Source organism: Kitasatospora sp. NPDC059646 (genome assembly GCF_042734615.1).
Taxonomy (GTDB): domain Bacteria; phylum Actinomycetota; class Actinomycetes; order Streptomycetales; family Streptomycetaceae; genus Kitasatospora.
The window spans coordinates 131,275-157,150 of sequence record NZ_JBHWDS010000004.1 but is presented as its reverse complement, the minus strand read 5'-3'; the positions used below and the strand labels follow the sequence as shown (position 1 = coordinate 157,150).

The window sequence follows — 25,876 nt, the reverse complement described above, 5'->3', positions numbered from 1 at the left end:
TTGCGGAACGTGGGCGGCCGCGTACGGACAATGAGCAAACGATCACTATTCATGTGGCATATGCCGTCAGCAACCGAACGGTTGCCCGATGATCACCACTGGCCCCAGGGCAGGTTCCAGCCGCCCAGTCCGTTGGCCGCGTCGACCACCGGACCCTTGGAGTTGACGACCGTCACCACGTCGCCGACCAGCGAAGAGGCGTAGAACTTGCCCGCCGGGCTGCTCGCGCTGCCGCCCTCGGTGTCGGTCAGGCCGATGCAGCCGTGGCTGCCGTTGGAGCGGCCGATGACGCCGGCTCCCCAGTAGTTGCCGTGTACGTAGGTGCCGGTGTCGGTCAACCGGATGGCATGCGGAACCACCAGATCGTATTCGTCGCCGGACCCCGCCTTGGTGACGCCGGCGGAGGTCATCCGGGTGGTTCCCTCCAGTCCCTCGACCACCATGGAGCCGCTCCAGGTGTCGAAGCCGGGCTTGCCCGCGGTGAACGGGATCGAGTCGGTCTGCTGGCCGTCGCGGACGACGGCCATCCGGTGGGTGTTGACGTCGGCGGTGGAGATCTGCGACCGGCCGATGGTGAACGGCTCGTCCTTGTCGACGCCGCCGTACACGCCGGGGGCGGTCTCCACGTCCTTGAGCTTGTAGTGGATGGTGACCTTGGTGTTGGGGTTCCAGTACTTCTCGGGGCGGAAGTCCAGCCGCTTGTCGTTGAACCAGTGGCCCTTGACCACGGTGCCGTCGGAGGCCTCGAAGGCGATGGCGTCCCGGACCGCGTCCTTGTTCTTGACCCCCCGCTCGAACCGGACCGAGACGATCATGCCGACGCCGTAGGTGCCGTTGTCGGCGATGTTGTCGCTGACGCCGGCGTCCTTCTCGGGGGTGAGGGTGGTGAAGCTGGAGCGCGCGTTGGCCACCACGCCCTGGGCGTCCGCGGCGAGCGCGTCCACGGTGTAGGCGGTGGATATCTTCAGGTTGCCGGAGGGCGTCCAGCCGGTGGCGTCGGAGGTGAGCGCGCCGGGCACCTCGACCCCGTCGGGGCCGGTGACCTTGACGGAGGTCAGCTTGCCGCCGCTGGCGGACACCTTCACCGTGCCGGTCGTCTTGACGTCGGTGGCGCCGTTGGCGGGTTCGATGGCGATGGTCGCGGCCGACACCGTCGGCTTGGCCGAGGTCGGAGCGGCGGCCGAGCCCTTGGGGCTGTCGGCCTTGGCCGTGTCCGTGCTGCATCCGGCCGTGGCCATCAGCGCCAGGGCGCCCGCCAGCGCCCCCACCACTGCGAATCCCCCGCGCATAGCCTTCACGTTCCGTTCTCCCCACGCGCCCGCCTGTCGGCTGACAGGTCTTTCGTTTGATATGACGGGCCGGACGGGCGAAACGTTGCAGGCCGTCTGTCCCGGTACGGTCACGAACGGCCGACGGCCCGGCGATCGTGGATCGCCGGGCCGTCGCTGCGAGTTGGGCTCGCTACCACTGCTTCCAGGGGATGGTCCAGCCGCTCAGGCCGTTGTCGCCGGCGACGGTCTGGCCCTTGGAGTTCACGATCTTCACGACGTCGCCGACCATCGACGAGTTGAAGAACTTGCCGGCCGCCGAACTGTCGCTGCCGCCCTTGGCGTCGGCCACGCCGACGCAGCCGTGGCTGGCGTTCGACTTGCCGAACGCGTCGCCCCAGTAGTTGCCGTGCACGTAGGTGCCGGAGGTGGTCAGCCGCATCGCGTGCGGCACGTCCGGGACGTCGTACTCCTTGCCCTTGATGTTGGACACCGTGGCGGAGTTCATCCGGGTGACCTTCTCCTTGGTGGCGATCACCATGGTGCCGTTCCAGGACGGGTTCTGGTCGTCGCCCGCCGTGATCGGGATGCTCTGGGTGTCGTTGCCGCCGCGCGAGACCTTCATCATGTGGGTCGCGGCGTCGACCGTGGAGACCTGGTAGCGGCCGATGGTGAACGGCTCGTCCTTGTCGACGTCGCCGTACACGCCGGGCGCGACCTCGACGTTCTTCAGCCGGTACTTGACGGTGACCTTGGTGCCCGGCTTCCAGTAGTTCTCCGGCCGGAAGTCCAGCCGGGAGGCGCCGAACCAGTGGCCCTTGGCGACGGTGCCGTCCGAGCCCTCGACGGTGATGCCGGCCAGCACCGCGTCCTTGTTCTTGACCGCCTTGCTGAAGTTGACCGAGACGATCATGCCGACGCCGTACGTGCCGTTGTCGGCGATGTTGTCGTTGGTGGCGATCTTCTTGGCCGGGGTCAGCGTGGTGAAGCTGGTGGTCGAGGCGGCCACCAGGCCGGCCGCGTCCACCGCCTGGGCGTTCACCGTGTAGGTGGTGCCCACGGCCAGCTGCTCGGTCGGCTTCCAGCTCAGGCCGTCGGCGGCGATCTCGCCGGCCACCGCCTTGCCGTTCTTGTCCGTCACCGCGACGGTGGTCAGCTTGCCGCTGGCCACCGCGACCTGCAGCCCGTCCTTCGGCGTCACGTCGTTCGCGCCGTCGGCCGGAGTGACCGTCAGCTGGGCGGTCGACACCTTCGGCGCCGCGTCCGCGGAGGACGAGGAACCGCCACCGCCGCCCTTGCCGTCGGTCGAGCCGCCGCCGCTGCTGCAGGCCGTCCCGAGCAGCAGGACACCGCCCACCAGCAGGGCCGCCGCGGACCGGCGTGCCCGCCGCCCGCTCCCGGCCACCGCTATCTTGGCCTCGGCCTTCTGAACCGCCTTCACCGCGCCGCTCCCCTCCAGGTATGCACAGCGATACACGCGTGACGCCCGGGATCGGTTCCGCCGGGTCGGATGCGCTCGATCGCGCCCCCGAACTCCACCGGGCCCGCGCGGGGCAAGGATAACCGGAGAAGCTGAGTGAATCTTCGGAGGGAGCCGGGTGCCCGTTCAGTGAACTGCGGTGGCCCGCCCGACCGTCCACTGCGACCACGGGAGGTTCCAGCCGTTGAGGCCGTTGTCGGGCGCGACCCGGTCGCCGTGCGAGCCGCGGACCTCCACCACGTCGCCGACCAGGGTGTGCTGGTAGAGCCAGCCGGCCGGGGTTCCGGGGCCGCCGCCCTTGGTGTCGGCCAGCCCGATGCAGCCGTGGCTGGTGTTGGCGGCGCCGAACACCGCGCGGTCGGTCCAGTAGTTGCCGTGCAGGAAGGTCCCGGAGGCGGTCAGCCGCAGCGCGTGCGGGACGTCCTTGATGTCGTACTCGTCGCCGAGGCCGACGGTCTGCGAGTTCATCCGGGTCACCTCGAAGCGCTCCGACACCACCATGACGCCCAGGTAGGTGGCGTGCTCGGGGCTGCCGCCGCTGACCTCCAGGGTGCGCAGCGGCCGACCGTCCTGACGGACCGTCATGGTGTGGCGGTCCAGGTCGACGGTGGCGATCTGCGCGCGGCCGACGGTGAAGTGGACGTCCTTGGTCTGGGTGCCGAGGTGGCCGGGCGCGGCCTCCACGTCCTTGAGCCGCAGCGCCAGGGTGACCTTGGTGCCGGCCGGCCAGTAGGTGCGGGGGCGGAAGTCGAGGCGCTGGTCGCCGAACCAGTGGCCGGCGATCTCCAGCGGCGGGTCGGAGCTGACGGCGAGGCCGGCCTCGACGGCGGCCCGGTTCTCGATGGGCCGGGAGAAGCGCAGCGAGACGGGCATGCCGACGCCGACGGTGGAGCCGTCCTCGGGGGTGTAGAACGCGACGAAGGTGTGCTCGGGCACGGCGGTGGCGAACGCGGTGTGCTGGACGGCGCGCAGCCCGGCGGCGTCCTCGGCGGTCGCGTCGAGGGTGTAGGCGGTGGCGGTGGCGAGCCGGCCGTCGGGTGCCCAGCCGGTGGCGTCGGCGGTGAGGGTGCCGGGCACGGGGGTGCCCCGGTCGTCGGTCAGCCGGACGGACAGCAGGCGGCCCTGGGCGACCGTCACCCGGACCGTGCCGTCCACCCCGACGCCCTGCGCGCCGTCGCCGGGGCTGACGGCCAGCTGGGCGCGGGAGACCGGCGGGGCGGCGCCGCCGGGCGGCCGGTCGCCGCCGGAGCAGCCGGCCAGCAGGGCCAGTCCGGCCGCGGCCGCCCGTCGTGCCCAGAGCCGTACCGCGGCGCGCATGCCGTCCTCCCGGTGTCGTCCGGTTCCACCCGTCGCCGGGCTCAACGACCGATCGCGCCTCCCGACACGACCGGGGGTTTCCCCACCCGGTTCCGGTGGGCACAGGATTGATCACGGTGCGTCACTCCGTCCGGCCTGGGGTGACGGGCGCCGTCGAACAGGGAACAACCGGAAGAACGGGGACGGGCCCCCGGACGGCTGGGAGGGTTGCCATGACGGCGTGGCAGGAGCTGGGTTCGGGCACGCCCCGGGAGGCGCGGCCGGCCGCCAGGCTGAACGGCTCGGCGCCCCGGCCCGCCCCGGCACCGCCGTGGCCGGGCAGCTGGCAGCCGCTCGGGGCCCGGTTCCGGGCGGACGGCGCGGGCGGCCGGGGCACCAACTTCGCGCTGTGGGCGCCGAACGCGGAGGCGGTCGACCTGTGCCTGTTCGACGAGAGCGGCCGGGAGAGCCGGCACCGGCTGACCGAGCAGACCTACCAGACCTGGCACGGCTACCTGCCGGGGGTGCTGCCCGGCACCCGCTACGGCTTCCGGGTGCACGGCCGGTGGGACCCGTGGACGGGCGCCCGCTACAACCCGGCGAAGCTGCTGCTCGACCCGTACGCCCGGGCCGTCGACGGCGGTTACACCGCGCACGACGCGGTGAGCACGGCGGTCCGCAACTGGCCGGAGCGGGACGTCGCGGACACCGTCCGGGACGACCGGGACTCGGCGCCGTACGTGCCCAAGGCGGTGGTGGTGCACGACGACGACGACTGGTACGACGACCAGCGGCCGAAGACGCCGTGGGCCGAGACGGTGCTGTACGAGCTGCACGTGCGCGGCTTCACCATGCGCCACCCGGACGTCCCGCCGGAGCTGCGCGGCACTTACGCGGGCCTGGCGCACCCGGCGGCGATCGCGCACCTGACGGGGCTGGGGGTGACGGCGGTGGAGCTGCTGCCGGTGCACCACCACGTCAGCGAGGACCACCTGCAGGCGCGCGGGCTGGTCAACTACTGGGGCTACAACACGCTGGGCTTCTTCGCCCCGCACGCGGGCTACTCGTCGTCGGGCAGCCGGGGCCAGCAGGTCGGCGAGTTCAAGCGGATGGTGCGGGCGCTGCACGCGGCGGGCATCGAGGTGATCCTCGACGTGGTGTACAACCACACCGCCGAGTCGGGCGTGATGGGCCCGGCGCTGTCGTTCCGCGGCATCGACAACGCCGGCTACTACCGACTGGACCGCTCGCGCCGCGGCTACGCCGACTACACCGGCTGCGGCAACACCCTGGACACCCGCCGCCCGCAGGTGATCCGGCTGATCACCGACTCGCTGCGGTACTGGGTGGCGGAGATGGGGGTGGACGGCTTCCGGTTCGACCTGGCGGCGGCGCTGGCCCGCGGCGGCGACGCGGTGGAGATGGAGCACCCGTTCCTGGCGGCGGTGTCGCAGGACCCGCTGCTCAGCCGGGTCAAGCTGATCGCCGAGCCGTGGGACGTCGGCCCGGGCGGCTACCAGGTGGGCGGCTTCCCCCCGCTGTGGGGCGAGTGGAACGACCGCTACCGGGACACCGTGCGCGACTTCTGGCGCGGCGCCCGGTCGGACGTGCGGGAGCTGGCCACCCGGATCGCCGGCTCCTCCGACCTGTACCAGCGCGGCGGGCGGCGGCCGTACGCCTCCGTCAACTACGTGACCGCGCACGACGGCTTCACCCTGCGCGACCTGGTCTCCTACGACCGCAAGCACAACCTGGCCAATGGCGAGGACAACCGGGACGGCACCGACGACAACCGGTCCTGGAACCACGGCGCGGAGGGCGAGACCGACGACCCGGCGGTCCGCGAGCTGAGGCTGCGTCAGCTGCGCAACCTGCTGACCACGCTGCTGCTGTCCAGCGGCGTGCCGATGCTGACCGCGGGCGACGAGCTCGGCCGCACGCAGGGCGGCAACAACAACGCGTACTGCCAGGACAACGAGACCGGCTGGCTCGACTGGTCGCTGCTGGACGACCCGGACTGGCGCGCGCTGTCCGAGCTGACGGCCCGGCTGATCCGGCTGCGCCGCTCCCACCCGGTGCTGCGGCAGCGGGCGTTCTTCTCCGGCCGCCCGGCCGGGCCGGACGGCCGGCGGGACCTGAGCTGGCTCACCCCGGGCGGGCGGGAGATGACCGAGGCGGACTGGTTCGCCCCGACCCGGGCGCTGGCGCTGCGGCTGTCCGGCACCGCGATGGCCGAGCGCGACGAGCGCGGCCGCGAGGTGCGCGACGCCGACTTCCTGCTGCTGCTGAACGCCGGACCCGAACCGCGGCACTTCACCCTGCCCGGCCCGCACCGGCCGCTGGTCGACACCGCGCTGTCCGGCCCGCCGGAGCCGGCGCCGGTCACCGAGGTGACGCTGACCGGGCGCTCGGCGATGCTGCTGACGGCCTGACGGGGGCCCGGGCAGCGGCCCGGGCCCCCGTCCGTCCGGCCGGCCGTCAGACCCGGTCGGCGACGATCATCAGGTAGTGGAAGCTGCCTTCCTTGTACGCCGTCAGGAACGGGTCCTCGATGCCGGTGGCGACCGAGGACTGCGCGCGCAGCTCCCAGTACGGGATGGTGTCGGCGGTCAGGTCGACCACGCTGATCGGCACCAGGTTGTTGGCGGCCAGTGCCTTGAAGTACTGGCTGCGCGGGTGGATGTTGCAGATGTAGTGCTCGTCGATCCGGCTGACGGCCTTCGAGCGCAGGCCGGTCACGTCGTTGGAGCAGCCGGTGATGCAGACGTACCGGCCGCCGGGGACGAGCAGGCGGGAGAACTCGCCGAACGCCTCGAACAGGTCGACGTACATGGTGGTCTCGTTGGTCCAGATCGCCCGGCGGGAGGCGGTCTCGAAGCCGGTGTCCAGCATGTTGCGGAAGTGGAAGCGGACCCGGTCGGCGATGCCGCGCTCGTGCGCCTGCCCGTTGGCGAACGCCACCTGCTGCTCGGAGATGGAGACGCCGTCCACCTCGCAGCCGAACCGCAGGTTGGCCATGATGCTGGTGCCGCCGCGGCCGGAGCCGGCGTCCAGCAGCGCGTCGGTGGGCGCGATGTCGCCGAGGTGGTCGAGCAGCACGTCCGCCTGGGCGGTCTCCAGGCGGTGCATCTCCTTGATCATGCGCTCGTCGCGGGTCTCGTCCGGGCCCTCGAACACCGACGGGTCGACCGGGCCGAGGCCGTAGTGGTGGTGGTAGAGGCCGTCGACCTCACCGAGCTTGATGTTGACCGGGTCCTTCTCCAGGTTCCAGTAGTTGGCGACCGACTTCTGGAACGCGGTGCGCAGCACGTTGGTGGCGCTCGGGACGGTGGTGGTCATGTAGAGCTTGCTCCTCAACTGGCGGTGGACGGGGGTCAGTCGGTCTGGTAGCGGGCGCTGCCCGCATGCCACTCGCGGTTGCCGCCGACCCAGGCCCAGGCGCCGGCCAGGAAGCGGCGCAGCTCGGGCGAGCCGGTCAGGGCGAGGGCGGAGGCCTCGGCCTCGAAGGTGTGCATCAGTTCGTCGTGGATCTGCACGCTCTGCCGGACGGCCTCCTCCAGCGAGCAGCCCTCCTCGGTGGCGATCAGCATCGGCAGGCTGAAGTCGCTCGGGTCTTCCTTGCCCATCGAGTACAGGTCGTTCATCAGCACGGTGGCGGTGCCGGCCAGGGTGAAGGCGCGGCGCACGGCGGGGTCGGCGAACTCGGCCTGCGGGACCTCGTAGCCGGCGATCGCGTCGACCAGCACCATGCACGGGATGAACGAGTTCTCGTGACGGTGCATCAGGTACTCCCACACCGGCGGGCGGTGCCCGGTGGTGTGCCACATGCCCTCCTGGCCGTACGCCACGAACATGATCGCCAGCTCGTGCCGCAGCCGCCGGACCTGGTTCCAGCTGGCGTACGGGGACAGGCCGTCGAGGGCGGAGCGGAGCGCCTTGGCGACCGGGTCTCGCTGGACCTGCGCCTCCAGCTGGGGGGCGTAGCGGCGCGGCAGGTGGGCCTGGTCGATGGTGGAGTGGCAGATCGCCAGGCGCCGGCCGAGCACCTCGTGCTGCGGTTCCTCGACCTCGGCGTCGACGATGTGGTCGTCCACCGCCCACTCGGCCAGCCCGCACTTGGCGGCGGCCAGCAGCCGGTCGGGGTCGTCGGTCTCGGGGTGGCCGAGCATCATCAGGCGGCCGAAGTTGGCCTTGCGCAGCATGTCGGTGCGGCCGGGGTAGATGCCGATCTGCTCGGCCCACTCGATCAGCCGCTCGTTGACCAGGTCGCCGAGCGCCGGGTCGTCGCGCATCGCGGGCGGGCAGTACAGCGCCGGGGCCTTGCCGTTGGTGATCGGCCGGGCGGCGGGGGCGTCCCGGACGATGTCGTCGGTCGCTCCGGTGGTCCGGTTCGGGGCGGTCGGACGGTGCGTCAGCAGCCCGCTGGTGCCGAGGCCGGTGGGGCCGGGGGCGTGCCAGGTGAGCCGTCCGGGCGCGGGGCGCTCGGGGTGGGTGAGGATGGCGGAGACCAGCGCCGCCAACTCGTGGGTGCCGTGCGGGGCGAGCGTCCGGGTGAGCAGGGAGGGCATGTCGGCCGCCTTTCAGCGTGGGGGCGTTCAGGACCGCGGGTGGTCGACCTCGACGTTCTCCAGCACGCCCAGCGCGTCGGGGACCAGCACGGCGGCGGAGTAGTACGCGGAGACCAGGTAGTTGACGACGGCCTTCTCGTCGATGCCCATGAAGCGGACGTTCAGGCCGGGTTCGACCTCGTCGGGGATGCCGACCTGGGTGAGGCCGACCACGCCCTGGTTGTGCTCGCCGGTGCGCATCGCGATGATCGAGCTGGTCCCGCCGCGGACCGGGATCTTGCCGCAGGGCAGCAGCGGGACGCCGCGCCAGGCGGGCACCCGGTGGCCGGCCACCTCGGCGGTGGAGAAGTAGACGCCGCGCCGGTTGGCCTCCCGGCCGAACGCGGCGATCGCCTTCGGGTGGGCGAACAGGTAGTCGGTGTCGCGGCGCATCGCGAGCAGCTCGTCCAGGTCGTCGGGGGTGGGCGCGCCGGCGTGGGTCTGGATCCGCTGGTCGAAGGCGCAGTTGGCGAGCAGCCCGAACTCGGGGTTGTTGACGATCTCGTGCTCCTGGCGCTCGCGCAGCGCCTCGACGGTCAGCTTCAGCTGCTCCTCGGTCTGGTCCATCGGTCGGCTGTACAGGTCGGCGACCCGGCTGTGCACCCGCAGCACCGTCTGGGCGACGCTCAACTGGTACTCGCGGGGGCCGAGTTCGTAGTCGACGTAGGCGGTGGGCAGGTCGTGCTCGCCGTGGTGGCCGGCCGACATGCCGATCTCGGCCTCGCCGAGCTCGTTCTGCGCCGCGGCCTGCCCGGCGAGGTGGGCGGCGATCTGCGCCTGCAGGGCCGGGGAGCGGTCGGCGATCTCCTGGAAGGCGGGCCAGGGCAGCGACATCGCGGTGCCGGCGGTGGCGGCCTTCACGGTGTACGGCCAGCGCCCGTCGGGCACGTTCAGCGCCTCGTCGCCGATGTGGTCGCCGTCGGCGTGCACGGCGAGCACGGTGTCGTCGCCGTACTTGCCGGTGCCGATCCGCTCGACCTTGCCGTGCGCGATCAGGTACACCTCGGTGATCGGGGCGCCCTGCTGGATCAGCACCTCGCCGGCGTGGAAGTCGCGCTGCACGAAGCGCGCGGCGATCTGCTCCAGCACCACGCCGTCGTCGAAGCCGCGCAGCACCGGGACTTCGCGCAGGGTGGGCGCGGCGACCCTGACCTCCCGGCCGGTCTGCACGAAGGAGACCCGGCCGCGGCCGACCGCGTAGGAGAGCCGGCGGTTGACCCGGTAGGTGCCGGCCGAGACGTGCACCCAGGGCAGTTTGCGCAGCAGCCAGCGCGAGCTGATCTCCTGCATCTGCGGCCTGGACTTGGTGGTGGTGGCGAGGTTGCGCGCCGCTGCGGTGCTCAGGCTGTGCTGCGCCGGGGCCTGCACGTCCGGGGTGGGCTCGGTCTCGACCGTCATGCGGCTCTCCTGCGGGTCCGGTGATCCACCGCGATCACTCGGCCAGATCAGACACTGAGGTGCCGGGGGGCCTGCAAGGCGGCGCTCGTAGCGGGTAGTTGGCAGACGTGCGCCCCTCGCGCCGGGTCTCCATGGACGTGCGCCCCCGCGCCAGGGGGTGGCCGGCCGCGCCGTGCGGCCACTCGAACGGCGCACCGGGGCGCGTCGGCACGGATCTGACGCCCCCTCCCGCCTGGCCGGATCTCATCGACAGCAGCAAAAAACCGGGTGAGAAATGTCAGCGGCTGTGTCTACCCTCTCGGCGATGGCCGAGAACCAGAACCCCGCTCCGCCCACCCCCGCGGATTCGAACACCTCGTCAACCGGCGTCACCGACGGTTCACCCACACCGGTACCCCGGTCGCCGGTGCGCTCGCTGCTGCGCCTGTGGCCGTACGCCCGCGAGGCCCGCTGGCGGATCTTCGGGTCGATGGCCGCCGCGGGGCTCGCCTCGCTCAGCGTGCTGGCCGTGCCCGTCGTGCTCCGCAAGATCGTGGACGGGCCGGTCGCCCACCACGACCTGGCCGGGCTGTGGCCGCTCGCCGTCGCCCTGCTGCTCCTCGGCCTCGCCGAGGCGGGCCTGTTCGGCGTCCGCCGGATCATCGTGGCCCGCCCGCTCGCCAAGGTGGAGACCAGGCTCCGCGGCGACCTGTTCGCGAAGCTCCAGCGGCTGCCGATCTCCTTCCACGACCGCTGGCCGTCCGGGCAGCTGCTCTCCCGGGCCACCTCGGACCTGTTCGTGATGCGGCTGTTCCTGGCCTTCCCGCTGGTCTTCCTGGTGGTCAACTCCACGGTCTTCCTCACCGGCACCGCGCTGATGTTCGTGCTGGACTGGCGGCTCGCCCTGATCACGCTGATCCCCGCGATCCCGCTGATGATCTACACCCGCCGCTTCGAGGCCGGCTACTCGGCCGCCTCCCGGCTCGCCCAGGACCAGAACGGCGACCTGGCGACCGTGGTCGAGGAGTCGGTGCTCGGCATCCGCATCCTCAAGGCCTTCGGCCGGCACCGCACCATGGCCGAGGAGTTCCGCCGGCACAGCGCCGAACTGCGCGAGACCGAACTCCGCAAGGCCGGCCTGCTCGGCAACCTGTGGGCGGTCATCGTCGGCCTGCCCGAGCTCGCCCTCGGCGGCGCCCTCGCCGCCGGCGCCGTCCTGGTCGCCCACGACGAACTCTCGGCCGGCACCCTGGTCGCCTTCCTCTCCACCGCGCTCGCCCTGCGCTGGCCGGTCGAGTCGATCGGCTGGCTGCTCGGCTTCGCCGCCGAGGCCGCCAGCGCCGCCAACCGCTACTTCGAGGTGATGGACGAGCCGGAGCCGGCCGACCTCCCCACCGGTGACGACCCGTCGGACGACCGCGGCATCCGCTTCACCGGCGTCCGGTTCCGCTATCCCGACGCCCCGGCCGACAGCCCCGACCTGCTGGCCGGCATCGACCTGCACATCCGCCCCGGCGAGACGCTCGCCCTGGTCGGCGCCACCGGCAGCGGCAAGACCACCCTCACCGCGCTGCTCCCCCGCCTGTACGAGCCCACCGCCGGGGCCATCACGCTGGACGGCACCGACATCCGCGACCTGCCGCGCGAGGAACTGCGCCGTCAGGTCGCCGTCGCGTTCGAGGAGCCCACCCTGTTCTCCGCCACCGTCCGGGAGAACGTGCTGATGGGCGCCCCCGGGGCCGACGAGCAGCGGCTCGCCCGTGCCCTCGCCACCGCGCAGGCCGGCTTCGTCGACAAGCTCCCCGAGGGCCTCGACACCGAGGTCGGCGAGCAGGGCCTGAGCCTGTCCGGCGGCCAGCGCCAGCGCCTCGCGCTGGCCCGGGCGGTGGTCGGCGAGCCCCGCTTCCTGGTCCTCGACGACCCGCTGTCCGCGCTCGACGTGCACACCGAGGCCCTCGTCGAGCGCGCCCTGCGGCAGGTCCTCGCCGACACCACCGCGCTGGTCGTGGCGCACCGCCCGTCCACCGTGCTGCTCGCCGACCGGGTCGCGCTGCTCGCCGACGGCCGGATCACCGCCGTCGGCACCCACCAGGAGCTCCTGAAGTCCTGTCCCGCCTACCGGGCCCTGATGTCCGGCGAATCCGAACTGGAAGGGGCGCTGGCCCGATGACCACCGCCGTCGCCGAACCCGCCGTCGAAGAGGACGACCTGCTCCCCGCGGCCACCGACGACCAGGACATCCCCGTCCCGCCCGGCGCGCCCCGCGCCCTGCTCGGCTCGCTGCTCGCCCCGCACCGCCGCCGGATCGCCGTCGCCGTGCTCGCCGTCCTGCTCCAGCAGGCCGCCCTGCAGGCCGGGCCGCTGCTGGTCGCCTACGCCATCGACCGCGGCATACCCGCGCTGCGCGACCACGACTCCGGCCCGCTGATCGCCGTCACCGCCGCCTACCTGGGCTGCGCGGTGGTCGCCACCCTGCTGCAGCGCGCCTTCATCCGGCTGGCCGCCCGGATCAACCAGGACATCCTGCTGGACCTGCGCGGCCGGATCTTCCGGCACGCCCAGCGGCTCAGCCTGGACTTCCACGAGCGCTACACCTCCGGCCGGATCATCTCCCGCGCCACCAGCGACGTGGACACCCTGCGCGAACTGCTCGCCGAGGGCCTGCAGGAACTCCTGATGGTCTGTCTGTCGGTCGGCTACATCACGGTGGTGCTGATCCTGATGGACTGGCGCCTGGGCCTGGCCGCCCTGGTGTCCTTCCTGCCGATGTACCTGATCATCCGTTCGTTCCGGCGCCGCTCCCAGCAGGTCTACCGCCGCTCCCGCACCGCGGTGGCCGCGCTGATCGTCCGCTTCACCGAGACGATGAACGGCATCCGCCCGGTGCAGGCGTTCCGCCGCGAGTCCGCCAACAACCGGGCCTTCGACACCGTCAACCAGCAGTCCGCCACCGCCACCGCGGACGGCCTGCTGGAGATGGCCCGGTACGTCTTCCTGTCCCGGATGACCGCCAACGTCTGGATCACCGCCGTGGTCGTCCTCGGCGCGCTGCTGGTCAGCGACGGCAGCCTCGAACTCGGCGTGCTCACCGCCTTCGTGCTGTACCTGCGCCGGCTCTACGACCCGATCGACCAGCTGGCGATGTTCCTGAACAGCTATCAGTCGGCGGCCGCCGCCCTGGAGAAGATGTCCGGCCTGCTGGCCCACGAGCCGTCCGTCCCCGAGCCCGCCGAGCCCGCCGAGCTGCCCGCGGCGACCGGCAAGGGCCGCGAAGTCGCCTTCCGCGGCACCCGGTTCGCCTACGCCAACGGCAAGGAGGTCCTGCCCGAGTTCGACCTCGTGCTGCCCGCCGGGCAGACCACCGCCGTGGTCGGCGCGACCGGCGCGGGCAAGTCCACCCTGGCCAAGCTGCTGGCCCGGTTCTACGACCCGACCGCCGGCTCCGTCACCCTCGACGGCACCGACCTGCGCGACCTCAGCACCGCCGACCTGCGGGCCGGCGTCGTGATGGTCACCCAGGAGTCCTTCCTGTTCTCCGGGACGGTCGCCGAGAACATCGCCGTCGGCAAGCCGGACGCCAACCGCGCCGAGATCGAGGCCGCGGCCCGCGCGATCGGCGCCCACGAGTTCATCTCCGCCCTCCCGGACGGCTACGACACCGACGTCCGCAAGCGCGGCGGCCGCATCTCCGCGGGCCAGCGCCAGCTGGTCGCCTTCGCCCGAGCCCTGCTCGCCGACCCGGCGGTGCTGATCCTCGACGAGGCGACGTCCTCGCTGGACGTCCCCGGCGAACAGGCCGTCCAGCGCGCCATGCGGACCGTCCTGGCCGGCCGCACCGCCGTGATCATCGCCCACCGCCTGTCCACCGTCGAGATCGCCGACCGCGTCCTGGTCATGGACCAGGGCCGCATCGTCGAGGACGGCACCCCGGCCGCGCTCATCGCCGACGAGGGCCGCTTCGCCACCCTCCACCGGACCTGGAAGGACAGCCTCGTGTAGGGGAACGGAAGGCCCCGGCAGGGTCCTCCGTCGCCCCTCACAGTTCCCGCAGCACCGCCGCGACCCGCTCCTCCCGGCTGCCCCGGACCTCGATCCACCGCTGCCCGCTCGCGGCGAGCACCTCGCGGAACCGCCCGGTCATCCACTCCCGCAGGTGCTCGCCGTCCCGCAGCCCGTCGTCCTCGAACACGACGCCCTCGTGCGAGGTCAGGACGTAGAGCTCGCGCCGCGGCTGCCCGGCGGCCGCCGCCCAGGTCTCCGGCCGGGTGCCCCCGCAGTAGCGTTCCTCCCAGACGGCGGTGGCCAGCAGGTCGGTGTCGCAGACCAGGACCGGCCCGCCGGCTCTCGCCGCCCGTTCCTCGGCCTCCGCCTGCCGCTTGCGGACCAGGGCGAAGTCCCGCTCGTCCCATTCCAGTTGATCGACCGTCGGGGGCACCGCGCCGACCACGGCCGCCCAGCCCCGGGCGGCGGCGAGCTTCGCGGCGGTGAGTTCCCGCCCGTACTCGGGGACCCAGCCGGTGAGCGCGTGGACGCCGCCGCGGGCCCGCAGCGCGTGGGCGAGGTCGCGGGAGAGCGTGGTGGTGCCGGTGGACTCCGCGCCGAGGACGACCACCCGCCGGGCGAGTCCGGCCCGGACGGCGGGTTCGAGGTCCGCCCAGTGCTCGGCCGGGTCGGCCCGGACCGCCGTGCCGGAGACCGGGAAGGTGGCCCGGTCGACGTCGAGCACCACGGGTGCGGCGTCGAAGCGGCGGGCGAGTTCGTACCCGTAGTCCTCGGAGGAGAAGACCGCGTCGATGCTGTCGCCGGGGCGCAGCGCGGCCCGCATCAGGGCGACGTGGCCGTCCCAGATGTCCGGGTCCTCGTAGTCGACGGGGATGTTGTCGACGGTGCCGACCACCCGCACGTGGGGTTCGCCGTGCCAGACCTCGCGGATCCAGGCGACCCGGTCGGCCAGCGGGACGGTCTCGGCGTCGGCGGCCATCACGACCACGGTGACGTGTTCGGCGGCGTCGGCGGCGCTGCGGATCAGGAAGTGGTGGCCGGCGTGCGGCGGGTAGAACTTGCCGATGACCAGGGCGTGGTGGAAGAGGTTCACGCGGCCACCGCCGTCGCGGCCGGGCGGCCGGCGGCTTCCCGGTTCCAGGTGTGCAGGCCGTACAGGCACAGGCCGAGGAACAGCACGTACACGGCGGCGGTGGGGTAGAGGCCCTTCGCCGCGTAGAGCGGGATGTAGATCAGGTCGGCGGCGATCCACAGGTACCAGTTCTCGATCCGCTTGGTGTTCAGCAGCCACTGGGCGGCGAGCGAGAGGGCGGTGGTGAGCGCGTCGAGGAAGGGCGCGGTGTCGTGGACGGCCGTCAGCAGCCAGGTCAGCAGGAGGGTCGCGGGTATCACCGCGCCGATGGCCGCGGCGAGGATCCGCGGTCCGCCGCGACGGACCGTCAGGCGCTCGCCGGCGGTGTCGCGGCGCAGCCACTGCCACCAGCCGTGCGCGGCGAGCGCGAGGAAGACCACCTGGAGCCCGGCGTCGGCGTACAGGCCGGCGGTGGCGAAGACGACCAGGAAGAAGCCGTTGTTGGCGATGCCGACCGGGAAGGTCCACACGTTGGTCCGCACGGTCAGCCATACGCAGATGGCGCCGGTGACGAACCCCAGCCACTCCGTCATGTGTGCCCCCTTCCGGGCTTTGTGTCGAAGTGACGATAACCGGCGCGGCCGGCGTCCACAAGCGCGTTCCTCATGACTTCGCAAAAACGTTCCGCCGGTCCGTTCGTGCTCAGTACGCTTCCCCCGCCCACCACCGGACCAGCTCGTGGGCACCACCACAGGGGGGAACCCGCATGAGGCACCTGCCGGGCAGACGCGTCCGCGTCGCCCTGACCGCCACCGCCACCGCCTTCTCGCTGGCACTGCTCGTCCCCGGCGCCGCGCACGCCGCCGACGGCACGCCGAACACCCCGACCGACCTCTACAACGCCAACGAGCCCTGCTCCACCGACCCGGCCGCGCCGGTCTTCTCCAGCAGCGGCTGGGCCGGTCGGATCGAGGCGATCACCGGCTCCACCGACCCCGCGGTCACCCGCCTGACCGCGCAGTTCCGGTCCTGGCCGGTCACCGACCCCACCCAGGTCGCCACCGTGGAGAACACCTGGGCCAGGCCCGGATGGGAGGCGCTCGCCACGTTCAACCCGGCCGCCGGCACCACCTACGCCTGGCAGGCCCGCACCGTCGACCCGGCGAGCGGCGCGGCCTCCGACTGGACGGCCTCCTGCTACGTCACCGCCGACGACACCGCGCCGTCCGCCGCCCCCGTCGTCAGCACGCCCGGCTACCCCGACGGCCAGTGGGCTCCGGGCGGAGCGCCGATCGAGTACCGCCTCGACCCGAACGGCGTGGCCGACGTCGCGGGCTACCAGTACAGCTTCCGGGGCGACTTCTACGCCCCCTACGTCGCGCACGACGGCGACCACGGCATCCCGGTCCTCACCACCCCGTACAACGCCGACCCGCCGTACGGCGTCCGCGCCGACTACGTCGGCGGCCCGGCCACGGTGCGCCTGACCCCGCCGGCCGGGATGTCCAGCGGGCCGGTGACGCTCTCGGTGCGCAGCCTGGACCGGGCCGGGAACCCGGGGCCGGCCGTCCAGCACCGGATCTTCATCAGCCCGACCCCGCCGACCGTCACGCAGCTGTCCCACTCGCCGCTGTTCGGCAAGCCCGTCACCTTCCGGTTCGACCCGAACCCGGGGGTGCAGGCGATCAGCCCGGTGACCTCCTACACCGTCAAGAACACCCGCACCGGCACGACCACGGTCGTCCCGGCCGGCGCCGACGGCAGCGCCGAGACCACCCTGCTGCTGAACAGCCCGCTGGGCGACCTCCTGGACGTCACCAGCACCAGCGCCAACGGCTGGATCAGCTCGGCGGGCCAGTGGGGCGGCTACCTCGACACCAGCCCGACGATCACCTCCACCGACTTCCCCGAGGACGGCGCGGGCACGGTCGGCACGCCCGGCGTGTTCCACCTCGCCCCGAAGATCAGCGGTTCGCAGATCGCCAGCTACACCTACTCGTTCGACTGGGGCGCCCACACGGCCACCGTCCCGGCCGGCGCGCACGGCGAGGCCGACCTCACCTACACCCCGACCGAGAGCGGCTGGGGCGACCTCTACGCCTGGGCCACCACCAAGGACGGCGTGAACCTCACCGCCGGCGACTACAGCTTCACCGTCAACTGAGGTGTCGTCAGGCCCCGGCCGCCCGCCGGGGCCTGACTTCTCGCACAGGTCTGCGAATATTCCCCCCGGCTGATCGATCGCATGCAGTACGCTTCCCGCGCCCGCACCGCCTCCCCGGCGTCGAGCGGGCTCCCACGGAGGGGGATCACCCATGAGGACTTCACCGAGAGCGCATGCCCGCGTCGCCCTGGCGGCCGGCGCCGGCCTCACCCTGGCACTGCTCGTCCCCGGCGCGGCCGGAGCCGCCACGGGCACGCCGAACGTGCCGACCGACCTGTACAACGCCTACCAGCCGTGCGCCACGGACCCGAACGCGCCGCTGGTGGTGGCCGGCCGCGGCAGCGGCGTCACGGTCGAGGGCATCCCGAGCCACACCAGCCCGTCCGCGTACTACCTGACCGAGCAGTTCCGGTACTGGCCGGTCGCCGACCCGACGCAGATCGCCACCGTCGAGCGCACCTGGAGCACCCCGGGCTACGAGGCGACGGCCGAGCTGCCCGGCCTCGTCGACGGTTCGACGTACGCCTGGCAGGCCCGCACCGTCGACCCGTCGAACGGCGCGGCCTCCGACTGGACGGCCTCCTGCTACGTCCTGGCCGACGACACCTTCCCGAGCCAGGCACCGACCGTGGTCTCCCCCAACTACCCGGAGGACCAGGCCAGTCAGGGCGGTGCGCCGATCCACCTGGAGCTCGGCTCGAACGGCGTCTCCGACATCGTCGGCTTCCAGTACTCCTGGGACGGCGTCTTCTCCGTCTCCGGCGCCGACATCGGCGAGCACGGCATCCCGCACTACAACGACCCCTTCGCCGACCCGAAGTGGGCGGTCCGGGCCGACACCCTCGGCGGCACCGCCTCGGTCGACCTGATGCCCCGCAGTCCCAGCTGGATCCAGGACCTGTACGTCCGCAGCGTCGACCGCGCGATGAACCCGTCGCCGACCTACCACTACCGGATCCGGATCAAGGCCGACGCCCCGAAGATCACCGCGCTGTCGAACGCCCCGTACGGCAAGCCGGTCACCTTCAAGTTCACTCCCGACCCGGGCGTCCAGGCCGCCAGCCCCGTGGTCAGCTACAGCATCACCCGCTTCGGCAGCCAGGACCCGGTCGTCCTCCCCGCCGAGTCGAGCGGCGTCGCCACCACCACGCTCGCCCTGGCACCGGGCGAGACCATGATGGTCTCCTCCCTCAGCGCCAACGGCTGGACCAGCCAGCGCAACTGGTGGCGCGACGAGACGGACAGCACCACCACGGTGACCTCCGCGCAGTTCCCGGCCAACACCAGCAGCGCGGCCGTCCCCGGCACCTTCCACTTCGCCCCGAAGACCGAGGCGTCGCAGATCGCGAGCTACACCTACGCCTTCGGCTGGAGCGACCAGCCCACCACCGTCCCCGCCGGCAAGCACGGCGAGCTGGACGTCGCCTGGACCCCGCCGTACAGCGGCTGGTACTACCTGGTGGTGCACGCCACCACCAAGGACGGCGTCCAACTCGCCGACACGTACTACTGGTTCGGCGTCAACTGACGCCCCGTCGGGCCCCGGCGCACCGCGCCGGGGCCCGGCCCGCACCCGGCGGAAATCGATCGACCCGCTCCGGCCCCGCCCTCTAGCCTCGGGCCGTGGACGACCCGACCGCCGGCCACCCCGGCACCCCCGACGCCCGCAGCCCGCTCCGCTTCCTCTGGTGGCTGGTGCGCAGCCAGCGCCGCCGCTCACTGGCCGGCACCTTCTACGGCACCAGCTGGATGCTCGGCCTGACCGTCCAGCCCTACCTGCTCTCCCGGGCCGTCGACGACGGACTGCGGCCGGGCCGGACCGGGGCGGTGCTCGGCTGGTCCGCGGCCATGCTCGCCTTCGGCCTGCTGAACCTGGTCCTCGCCTGGTGCCGGCACCGCACCATGACGATGGTCCGCAACGACGCCTCCTTCCGCACCATCGCCGCGGTGCTGCGGCACAGCGTCCGGCTCGGCGCCGCACTGCCCCGCCAGGTCGCGGCCGGCGAGGTCGTCACCATCGGCATCTCCGACGTCTCCCGGATCGCCATCGCGCTCACCTTCATCGGCCCCGGCGTCGGCGCGGTGGTCTGCTACCTGACGGTCGCCGCGATCCTGCTCACCCTCTCCCCGCTGCTGGCCCTGACCGTCCTGCTCGGCCTGCCCGTCCTCGCCCTGACGCTCCGTCCGCTGCTGGCCCGCCAACAGCTCGCCGAACACCGCTTCCGCGACCGCCAGGGCCGGCTGACCGCCCGCTTCGAGGACCTCGCCGGCGGCCTCAGGGTGCTGAACGGCCTCGGCGGCAAGGACGAGTTCGCGGCCCGCTACCGGGCCGACTCGCAGGCCCTGCGCGCCGAGGGCTACCGGGTCGGCGCCGCCGTCAGCTGGATCCAGGCCCTCGGCGGCGGACTGCCGGTCCTGCTGCTGGCCGCCGTCACCTGGCTCGGCGCCCGGCTCACCACCGAGGGGCAGTTGACGCCCGGCCAACTGGCCGCGGTGTTCGCGTACGCCGCCGTCCTGGTCGCCCCGGTCTACTTCCTGATCGAGAACAGCCAGGACATCGGCCGCGCCCTGGTCTGCGCCCGCCGGATCACCGACTTCCTCAACCTGCCGCCCGACCCGGACCTCGGAACCGCCCGACTCCCCTCCGCGGACGCCGAGTTGACCGACCACGAGTCCGGCGTCCGGCTCGCACCCGGTGAACTGACCGTGCTCGCCGCCGCCCGCCCCGCCGACAGCGCCGCCGTCGCCGAACGCCTCGCCCGCCTCGCCCCCACCACCGCCGACTGGGGCGACACGCCGCTCGCCGACCTGCCGCTCGCCGACGTCCGGGCCCGGATCACCCTCGCCGAGAACGAGGCCGCCCTGTTCGCCGGCACCCTCCGGGAGACCGTCCGCGGCCGCACCGACGCCCCCGACGACACCCTGCTCGCCGCACTCGACTCCGCCGCCGCCCTCGACGTCCTCACCTCGCTGGGCGGCCGGCTCGACGCCCCGATCGCCGCCGACGGCCGCAACCTGTCCGGCGGACAGCGCCAACGGCTGCGCCTGGCCCGGGCGTTGACCGCCGACCCGGACGTCCTGCTGGCCGTCGAACCGACCTCCGCGGTGGACGCCCACACCGAGGCCGCGATGGCCGCCGGACTGCGCGCCGCCCGCACCGGCCGCACCACCGCCCTCACCAGCACCTCCCCACTGCTGCTCGACCAGGCCGACACCGTCCACTACCTGGTGGACGGCAAGGTCGCCGCCAGCGGCACCCACCGCGAACTGCTCCGCACCCAGCCCGGATACCACGCCCTGGTCACCCGCGGCCCCGGCCCCGCCCCCGAGGAGGCCCGATGAGCACCCTGCCGATCGCCACCACCCGCCAGGTCCGGCGGGCCGCCGCCCGGCTGGTCCGCGAGGACGGCCGCGCCTTCGCCGCCGTCCTCGCCCTCAACGGCCTCGCCGCCCTGCTCGGCCTCGCCGGGCCCTGGCTGCTCGGCCGGATCATCGACCGGGTCACCGACCACGCCGGCACCGCCTCCATCGACCGGCTCGGCCTGCTGCTGCTCGGCTGCGCCGCCGCCCAGATCCTCACCGGCCGTCAGGCCCGGTACCTCGCCCACCGGTTCGGCGAGCGGGCCGCCGCCCGGGTCCGTGAACAACTCCTCGACCGGGTCCTCGCCCTGCCCGCCGCCACCGCCGAACGCGCCGGCACCGGCGACCTCACCTCACGCGGCACCACCGACGCCACCGCCGTCGGCGAGACCCTCCGGGACGCCGCGCCGGAACTCTTCGTGGCCGCCGCCCAGTGCCTGTTCATCCTCGGCGCGCTCCTCACCGTCAGCCCCCTGCTGGGCGGTTGCGGCCTCCTCGGGGTCGTCGGCATCTCCCTCGGCGCCCGCTGGTACCTGCGCCGCGCCCGCGCCGCCTACCTCGCCGACCGGGCCGCCGGCGCCGGCCTCGCCGAAACCCTCTCCGCCACCGCGAACGGCGCCCGCACCGTCGACGCCCTCGGCCTCGGCCGGCAGCGGCTCGCCGCCGGCCACCGCGCCATCGACACCGCCAACCGCGCCCGGCTGCGCACCCTCCACCTCCGCCTGCGCTTCTTCGCCGTCATCAACCTCTCGTACACGCTGCCCGTCGTCCTGGTCCTCCCGCTCGGCGCCCTGCTGGTCGCCCACCACACCGTCACCCTCGGCTCGGCCGTCGCCGCCGTCCTGTACCTGCGCCGCATCGAGGAGCCGCTCGACAGCATCGTCGTCCTGCTGGAGACCGTGCAGAGCAGCACCGCCGCGTACGCCCGCATCGAGGGCCTCGCCACCGTCCCCTCACCCGCCCCGCCCGCCGCCCGCGAACCCGCCGACGACCGGATCCGGGTCACCGGCGTCCGCTACGCCTACCCCGACGGACCGGACGTCCTGCACGGCCTCGACCTCGACCTGCGCCCCGGCGAACGCCTCGCCGTGGTCGGCCCCTCCGGCTCCGGCAAGACCACCCTCGGCCGCCTGCTGGCCGGCATCGACCGCCCCCGCACCGGCACCGTCACGGTCGGCGGCGTCCCGCTCGCCGACCTCTCCCCCGAACGGCTGCGCCGTCAGGTCGTCCTGATCACCCAGGAACACCACGTCTTCCTCGGCACGCTCCGCGACAACCTGCGGATCGCCGCCCCCGACGCCGACGACCCCGCCCTGACCGCCGCACTCGACGCCGTCGGCTGGCACCACGACCTCCCCGACGGCCTCGACACCGACCTCGGCTCCACCACCCGCCTCGACGGCGCCCAGGCCCAGCAACTCGCCCTCGCCCGCGTCATCCTGGCCGACCCCCACACCCTGATCCTCGACGAGGCCACCGCCCTCCTCGACCCCACCGCCGCCCGCACCGCCGAACGCGCCCTCGCCGCCACCCTCACCGGCCGCACCGTCATCGCCATCGCCCACCGCCTCCACACCGCCCACGACGCGGACCGCGTGGCCGTCCTCACCCAGGGCCGCCTCACCGACCTCGGCCCCCACCAGACCCTCCTCACCACCGACGGCCCCTACGCCCGCCTCTGGCACTCCTGGCAGGGCTGACCCACAGGGGAAACGGCGAGAGCCCCGCCAACGGACCTACCAGGGGAACGGCAAGCGAGAGCCCCGCCAGGGGCTCGGGGAACGGCGAGGCCGAGTCTGCTGGCGCTCCACAGGGCGCAGAAGGGCCCCGTAGTTTCGGGCCCCCGCCTTGAGCTCCGCCACAACCCGCCGTTCCCCGAGCCCCGGGCCCCTCGCCCCGCGCCCCTCGCCCCTCGCCCCTCGCTTCTCGCTTCTCGCCCCGAGAGGTCAGCGCAGCACCCCCGCCTCAAGTCCCCCCGGCTCCACCGGTACCGCCACCAGCCCCAGTTCCGCGCCGGAGGCGAGTCGGGGATGGGCCGGGAGCACCCGCACCGTGTACCCGAACGGCCCGGTCCGCGACAGTTCGAGGTGGCCCTCGTACCGCACCCGGCCGTCGAGATCGGTCCCGCCGGAGCCGGAGGCCGGCTTCAGTGCGAGTGTCGTCGCCTCCGAGATCCGGTCGCTCTCGTCGACCCGCCCGGCGACGACCTGGACCTCGACGTCCTCCGGTCGGAGCCGTCCGAGCGCGACCTGCACCCGCAGGGCGAGCGTCGCGCCGAGTTCCTGGGCCTCCCCGACGCCGTCCGCCTCGACGTGTTCGACCCGGACCGAGGGCCACGCGTCGCGGACGGTGGCCTTCCAGGCCGCGAGGGCCTTCGCCCCGGCGTGGTCGGAGGCGTCCCCGGCCAGCTGCCGCCGGGCTTCCGCCGCGGGTACGTAGAGCCGCTCCACGTACTCCCGGACCATCCGTCCGGCCAGTACCTTCGGCCCCAGCGTCACCAGGGTGTGCCGGACCATCGAGATCCACCGGTGCGGCAGCCCGTCCGCGGCGCGGTCGTAGAAGCGGGCGGCGACCTGGTGCTCGATCAGGTCGTACAGCGCGGCGGCCTCGATGTCGTCGCGCCGCTCGGCCTCCTTGCTCTCGGGGTCGAGCACGCCCTCGCCGGTGCCGCCGTCGGCGGTGGGGATGGCCCAGCCGTTCTGGCCGTCGTACCACTCGTCCCACCAGCCGTCCAGGATGGACAGGTTGAGGCAGCCGTTGAGCGCGGCCTTCATGCCGGAGGTGCCGCAGGCTTCGAGCGGGCGGAGCGGGTTGTTCAGCCAGACGTCGCAGCCGGGGTAGAGGGCCTTGGCCATCGCCATGTCGTAGTCGGGCAGGAAGACGATCCGGTGCCGCACGGCGGGGTCGTCGGCGAACGCGACGAGGTGCTGGATGAGTCGTTTTCCGCCGTCGTCGGCGGGGTGCGCCTTGCCGGCGACGACGATCTGCACGGGCCGCTCGGGGTGCAGCAGCAGGGAGCGCAGCCGGGCCGGGTCGCGGAGCATCAGGGTGAGCCGCTTGTAGGACGGGACGCGCCGGGCGAAGCCGATGGTGAGGACGTCGGGGTCGAGCACCGTGCCGGTCCAGCCGAGTTCGGCCTCGCCGGCGCCGCGCTGCTGCCAGGAGGCGCGCAGCCGCCGGCGGGCCTCGTCGACGAGTTGGGCGCGCAGGGTTCGGCGCAGTTCCCAGACTTCGGAGTTGCCGATCCGTTCGAGGCCGGTCCACTGGCTCGCGGTGCCGACGGCCATCGCTTCCTCGGCGCGTTCCTGGCCGATCTCGGTGGCGCCGAGCCGGACGACGGCGGGGTCGATCCAGGTGGGGGCGTGCACGCCGTTGGTGATGGAGGTGATCGGGACCTCGGGCGCGTCGAATCCGGGCCACAGTCCGCGGAACATCTCCCGGCTGACGGCGCCGTGCAGGGTGGAGACGCCGTTGGCGCGCTGGGCGAGCCGCAGGCCCATGGCGGCCATGTTGAACAGCTTGGGGTCGCCGCCGGTCCAGTTCTCGGCGCCGAGGGCGAGCACCTGGTCGACGGGGACGCCGGGCAGGGCCGCGTCGCCGCCGAAGTGCCGGGCGATCAGCTCCCGGTCGAAGCGGTCGATGCCGGCGGGGACGGGCGTGTGGGTGGTGAAGACGGTGCCGGCCCGGACGGCTTCGAGGGCGTCGGCGAAGCCGAGGCCGGGGTGGGCGGTGGTGAGTTCGGCGATCCGTTCGAGGCCGAGGAAGCCGGCGTGGCCCTCGTTGGTGTGGAACACCTCGGGTTCGGGGTGGCCGGTGAGGCGGCAGTAGGTGCGGACGGCGCGGACGCCTCCGATGCCGAGCAGTATTTCCTGCAGCAGCCGGTGTTCGCTGCCGCCGCCGTAGAGCCGGTCGGTGACGTCGCGTTCGGCGGGGGTGTTGGCCTCGATGTCGGAGTCGAGCAGCAGCAGTGGGACGCGGCCGACCTGGGCGCGCCACACCTGGGCGGCGAGGGTGCGGCCGCCGGGCAGGGCGAGGTCGATCCGGCAGGGGGTGCCGTCGGTCTCGCGGAGCAGGGTGACGGCGAGCGCGTCGGGGTCGAGCAGGGGGTAGCGCTCCTGCTGCCAGCCGTCCCGGCTGAGGGACTGCCGGAAGTAGCCGTGCCGGTAGAAGAGGCCGACGCCGATGATCGGGACGCCGAGGTCGGAGGCGGCCTTGAGGTGGTCGCCGGCCAGGATGCCGAGGCCGCCGGAGTACTGCGGGAGGGCTGCGGCGATGCCGTACTCGGGCGAGAAGTAGGCGATGCCGGCGGGCGGCTCGCCGCCGAGGTCGTTCGCGGACTGGTACCAGCGCGGGCCGGTGAGGTAGTCGCGCAGGTCGTCGGCCAGGTCGCCGAGCCGGCGCAGGAAGCGCCGGTCGGTGGCCAGCGCGGCCAGCCGGGCGGCGGGCACCTCGCCGAGCAGGCGGACCGGGTCCTCTCCGACGGCGGCCCAGACGTCCGGGTCGACGGAGCGGAACAGTTCCCTGGTCTCGGAGTGCCAGGACCAGCGGAGGTTCAGCGCGAGCTCGTGCAGTGGCTGCAGTTGTTCGGGCAGGACGGTGCGGACGGTGAACCTGCGAATTGCCTTCACGACTTGAAGCGTAGACCCGGGAGCGGGCCTGACAGGGCGTCAACTTGCGGTCGCCCCACCCGTTCGGAGCAGCGTTGAGATCGTTTCGGGCGCGTGGTGGCAAATCCCGGCGCACGGGGGGCGCAGGCTGGGAACGGACGCGCCGTCGGGTGTGAACTCCTGGGGACGGAGGTGTGGTGGAGGCCTGTTCCGTCGCTGCATACCGGCTGAAACCGCGCGCCTACCCGCCCGTAGCCCTTGCCCGGAATGCGAGGATGCAACAAGGTCGTGGGTGCCGCCGGTGCACGATCGGACGGTCGTCGCCCGCTGCCTCCGGCCGGTGCTGTTCCGGTTCTGACGTGCCCTCACCTCCTTTAGCCCATTCGGCCCCAGTAGCCGTGTCTTCGCGTGTCCTTGTTCCCTGGCCGGTCGTTTTCCGGTGAGTTGGGTCATGCGGGGGCGTGCACCGAGCGACGTGCGCCGGGTCACGCGCGTCCGGCGCTGCGGCGGCCGTGCGGGCGGGGCGGCCGGGCCCGTCGGCGCGGCGCCGACACCGGCCGCACGTCCTTCCTCACCCAGCAGTCCTCCCGGTACTCTCCCGGCGTCGCCCGCCGGGAGAGCTGCCGCCGATCTCGGGCAGGAG

General features: G+C 73.1%; 16 protein-coding genes. 7 read left to right on the top strand and 9 right to left on the bottom strand.

Going from position 1 to position 25,876, the window contains the following annotated elements; genetic code table 11:
- Nucleotides 1–92: 92 nt before the first annotated feature.
- From ACFV1L_RS04255 to ACFV1L_RS04245, 3 genes are all read right to left on the bottom strand, one after another.
- Complete coding sequence (locus tag ACFV1L_RS04255) at nt 93–1,289, bottom strand: Ig-like domain-containing protein (RefSeq protein WP_380362712.1); 1,197 nt, start codon at nt 1,287–1,289, stop codon at nt 93–95.
- A gap of 172 nt (nt 1,290–1,461) precedes the next feature.
- Complete coding sequence (locus ACFV1L_RS04250) at nt 1,462–2,709, bottom strand: Ig-like domain-containing protein (protein ID WP_380362711.1); 1,248 nt, start codon at nt 2,707–2,709, stop codon at nt 1,462–1,464.
- A gap of 165 nt (nt 2,710–2,874) precedes the next feature.
- On the bottom strand, nt 2,875–4,065 hold the full coding sequence (locus ACFV1L_RS04245) for an Ig-like domain-containing protein (RefSeq protein WP_380362709.1): 1,191 nt from the start codon (nt 4,063–4,065) through the stop codon (nt 2,875–2,877).
- Nucleotides 4,066–4,277: 212 nt separating this feature from the next.
- Between ACFV1L_RS04245 and glgX the strand changes: the two genes are divergently transcribed.
- Nucleotides 4,278–6,476, top strand: a complete 2,199-nt coding sequence (glgX, locus tag ACFV1L_RS04240; RefSeq protein WP_380362707.1) for a glycogen debranching protein GlgX — start codon at nt 4,278–4,280, stop codon at nt 6,474–6,476.
- Nucleotides 6,477–6,522: 46 nt separating this feature from the next.
- Here the strand turns inward: glgX and ACFV1L_RS04235 are convergent, their stop codons facing one another.
- The 3 genes from ACFV1L_RS04235 to ACFV1L_RS04225 are packed head-to-tail and all read right to left on the bottom strand — an operon-like array spanning nt 6,523 to nt 10,049.
- A complete protein-coding gene (locus ACFV1L_RS04235; RefSeq protein ID WP_380362705.1) occupies nt 6,523–7,383 on the bottom strand; it encodes a geranyl diphosphate 2-C-methyltransferase in 861 nt (286 codons plus the stop codon).
- A gap of 35 nt (nt 7,384–7,418) precedes the next feature.
- Nucleotides 7,419–8,612 carry a family 2 encapsulin nanocompartment cargo protein terpene cyclase gene (locus ACFV1L_RS04230; protein WP_380362703.1) on the bottom strand — a complete coding sequence of 398 codons (1,194 nt, stop codon included), beginning with the start codon at nt 8,610–8,612 and terminating at the stop codon, nt 7,419–7,421.
- 27 nt (nt 8,613–8,639) lie between these two features.
- On the bottom strand, nt 8,640–10,049 hold the full coding sequence (locus tag ACFV1L_RS04225) for a family 2B encapsulin nanocompartment shell protein (RefSeq protein WP_380362701.1): 1,410 nt from the start codon (nt 10,047–10,049) through the stop codon (nt 8,640–8,642).
- Between the two features lie 304 nt (nt 10,050–10,353).
- Here ACFV1L_RS04225 and ACFV1L_RS04220 point away from each other — a divergent pair, with 304 nt between their 5' ends.
- Nucleotides 10,354–12,198, top strand: coding sequence for an ABC transporter ATP-binding protein (locus ACFV1L_RS04220; RefSeq protein WP_380362699.1), 1,845 nt, complete (start codon nt 10,354–10,356; stop codon nt 12,196–12,198).
- The gene (locus ACFV1L_RS04215; protein WP_380362697.1) at nt 12,195–14,027 is read left to right on the top strand and encodes an ABC transporter ATP-binding protein; all 1,833 of its coding nucleotides are present in this window, start codon (nt 12,195–12,197) and stop codon (nt 14,025–14,027) included. The genes ACFV1L_RS04220 and ACFV1L_RS04215 overlap by 4 nt, the downstream gene beginning before the upstream one ends.
- Before the next feature lie 37 nt (nt 14,028–14,064).
- On the opposite strand, the gene ACFV1L_RS04210 is transcribed toward ACFV1L_RS04215, so the two are convergent.
- Nucleotides 14,065–15,123: an AAA family ATPase gene (locus tag ACFV1L_RS04210; RefSeq protein WP_380362695.1), complete on the bottom strand. Its 1,059-nt coding sequence runs from the start codon at nt 15,121–15,123 to the stop codon at nt 14,065–14,067.
- Nucleotides 15,120–15,695: a nicotinamide riboside transporter PnuC gene (gene pnuC / locus ACFV1L_RS04205; protein WP_380362693.1), complete on the bottom strand. Its 576-nt coding sequence runs from the start codon at nt 15,693–15,695 to the stop codon at nt 15,120–15,122. Before pnuC ends, ACFV1L_RS04210 begins: the two co-directional genes overlap by 4 nt.
- A gap of 173 nt (nt 15,696–15,868) precedes the next feature.
- Between pnuC and ACFV1L_RS04200 the strand changes: the two genes are divergently transcribed.
- The 4 genes from ACFV1L_RS04200 to ACFV1L_RS04185 all read left to right on the top strand — a co-directional run bounded on the left by ACFV1L_RS04200 (nt 15,869) and on the right by ACFV1L_RS04185 (nt 22,326).
- Nucleotides 15,869–17,266, top strand: a complete 1,398-nt coding sequence (locus tag ACFV1L_RS04200; RefSeq protein WP_380362691.1) for a hypothetical protein — start codon at nt 15,869–15,871, stop codon at nt 17,264–17,266.
- Between the two features lie 151 nt (nt 17,267–17,417).
- Complete coding sequence (locus ACFV1L_RS04195; RefSeq protein ID WP_380362690.1) at nt 17,418–18,794, top strand: hypothetical protein; 1,377 nt, start codon at nt 17,418–17,420, stop codon at nt 18,792–18,794.
- A gap of 95 nt (nt 18,795–18,889) precedes the next feature.
- On the top strand, nt 18,890–20,608 hold the full coding sequence (locus ACFV1L_RS04190) for an ABC transporter transmembrane domain-containing protein (RefSeq protein WP_380362688.1): 1,719 nt from the start codon (nt 18,890–18,892) through the stop codon (nt 20,606–20,608).
- Nucleotides 20,605–22,326, top strand: coding sequence for an ABC transporter ATP-binding protein (locus ACFV1L_RS04185; RefSeq protein ID WP_380362686.1), 1,722 nt, complete (start codon nt 20,605–20,607; stop codon nt 22,324–22,326). The genes ACFV1L_RS04190 and ACFV1L_RS04185 overlap by 4 nt, the downstream gene beginning before the upstream one ends.
- Before the next feature lie 246 nt (nt 22,327–22,572).
- Here the strand turns inward: ACFV1L_RS04185 and glgP are convergent, their stop codons facing one another.
- Nucleotides 22,573–25,254 (bottom strand): alpha-glucan family phosphorylase, encoded by a 2,682-nt coding sequence (gene glgP / locus ACFV1L_RS04180; RefSeq protein WP_380362684.1) that lies wholly within the window; start codon nt 25,252–25,254, stop codon nt 22,573–22,575.
- Nucleotides 25,255–25,876: the final 622 nt, after the last annotated feature.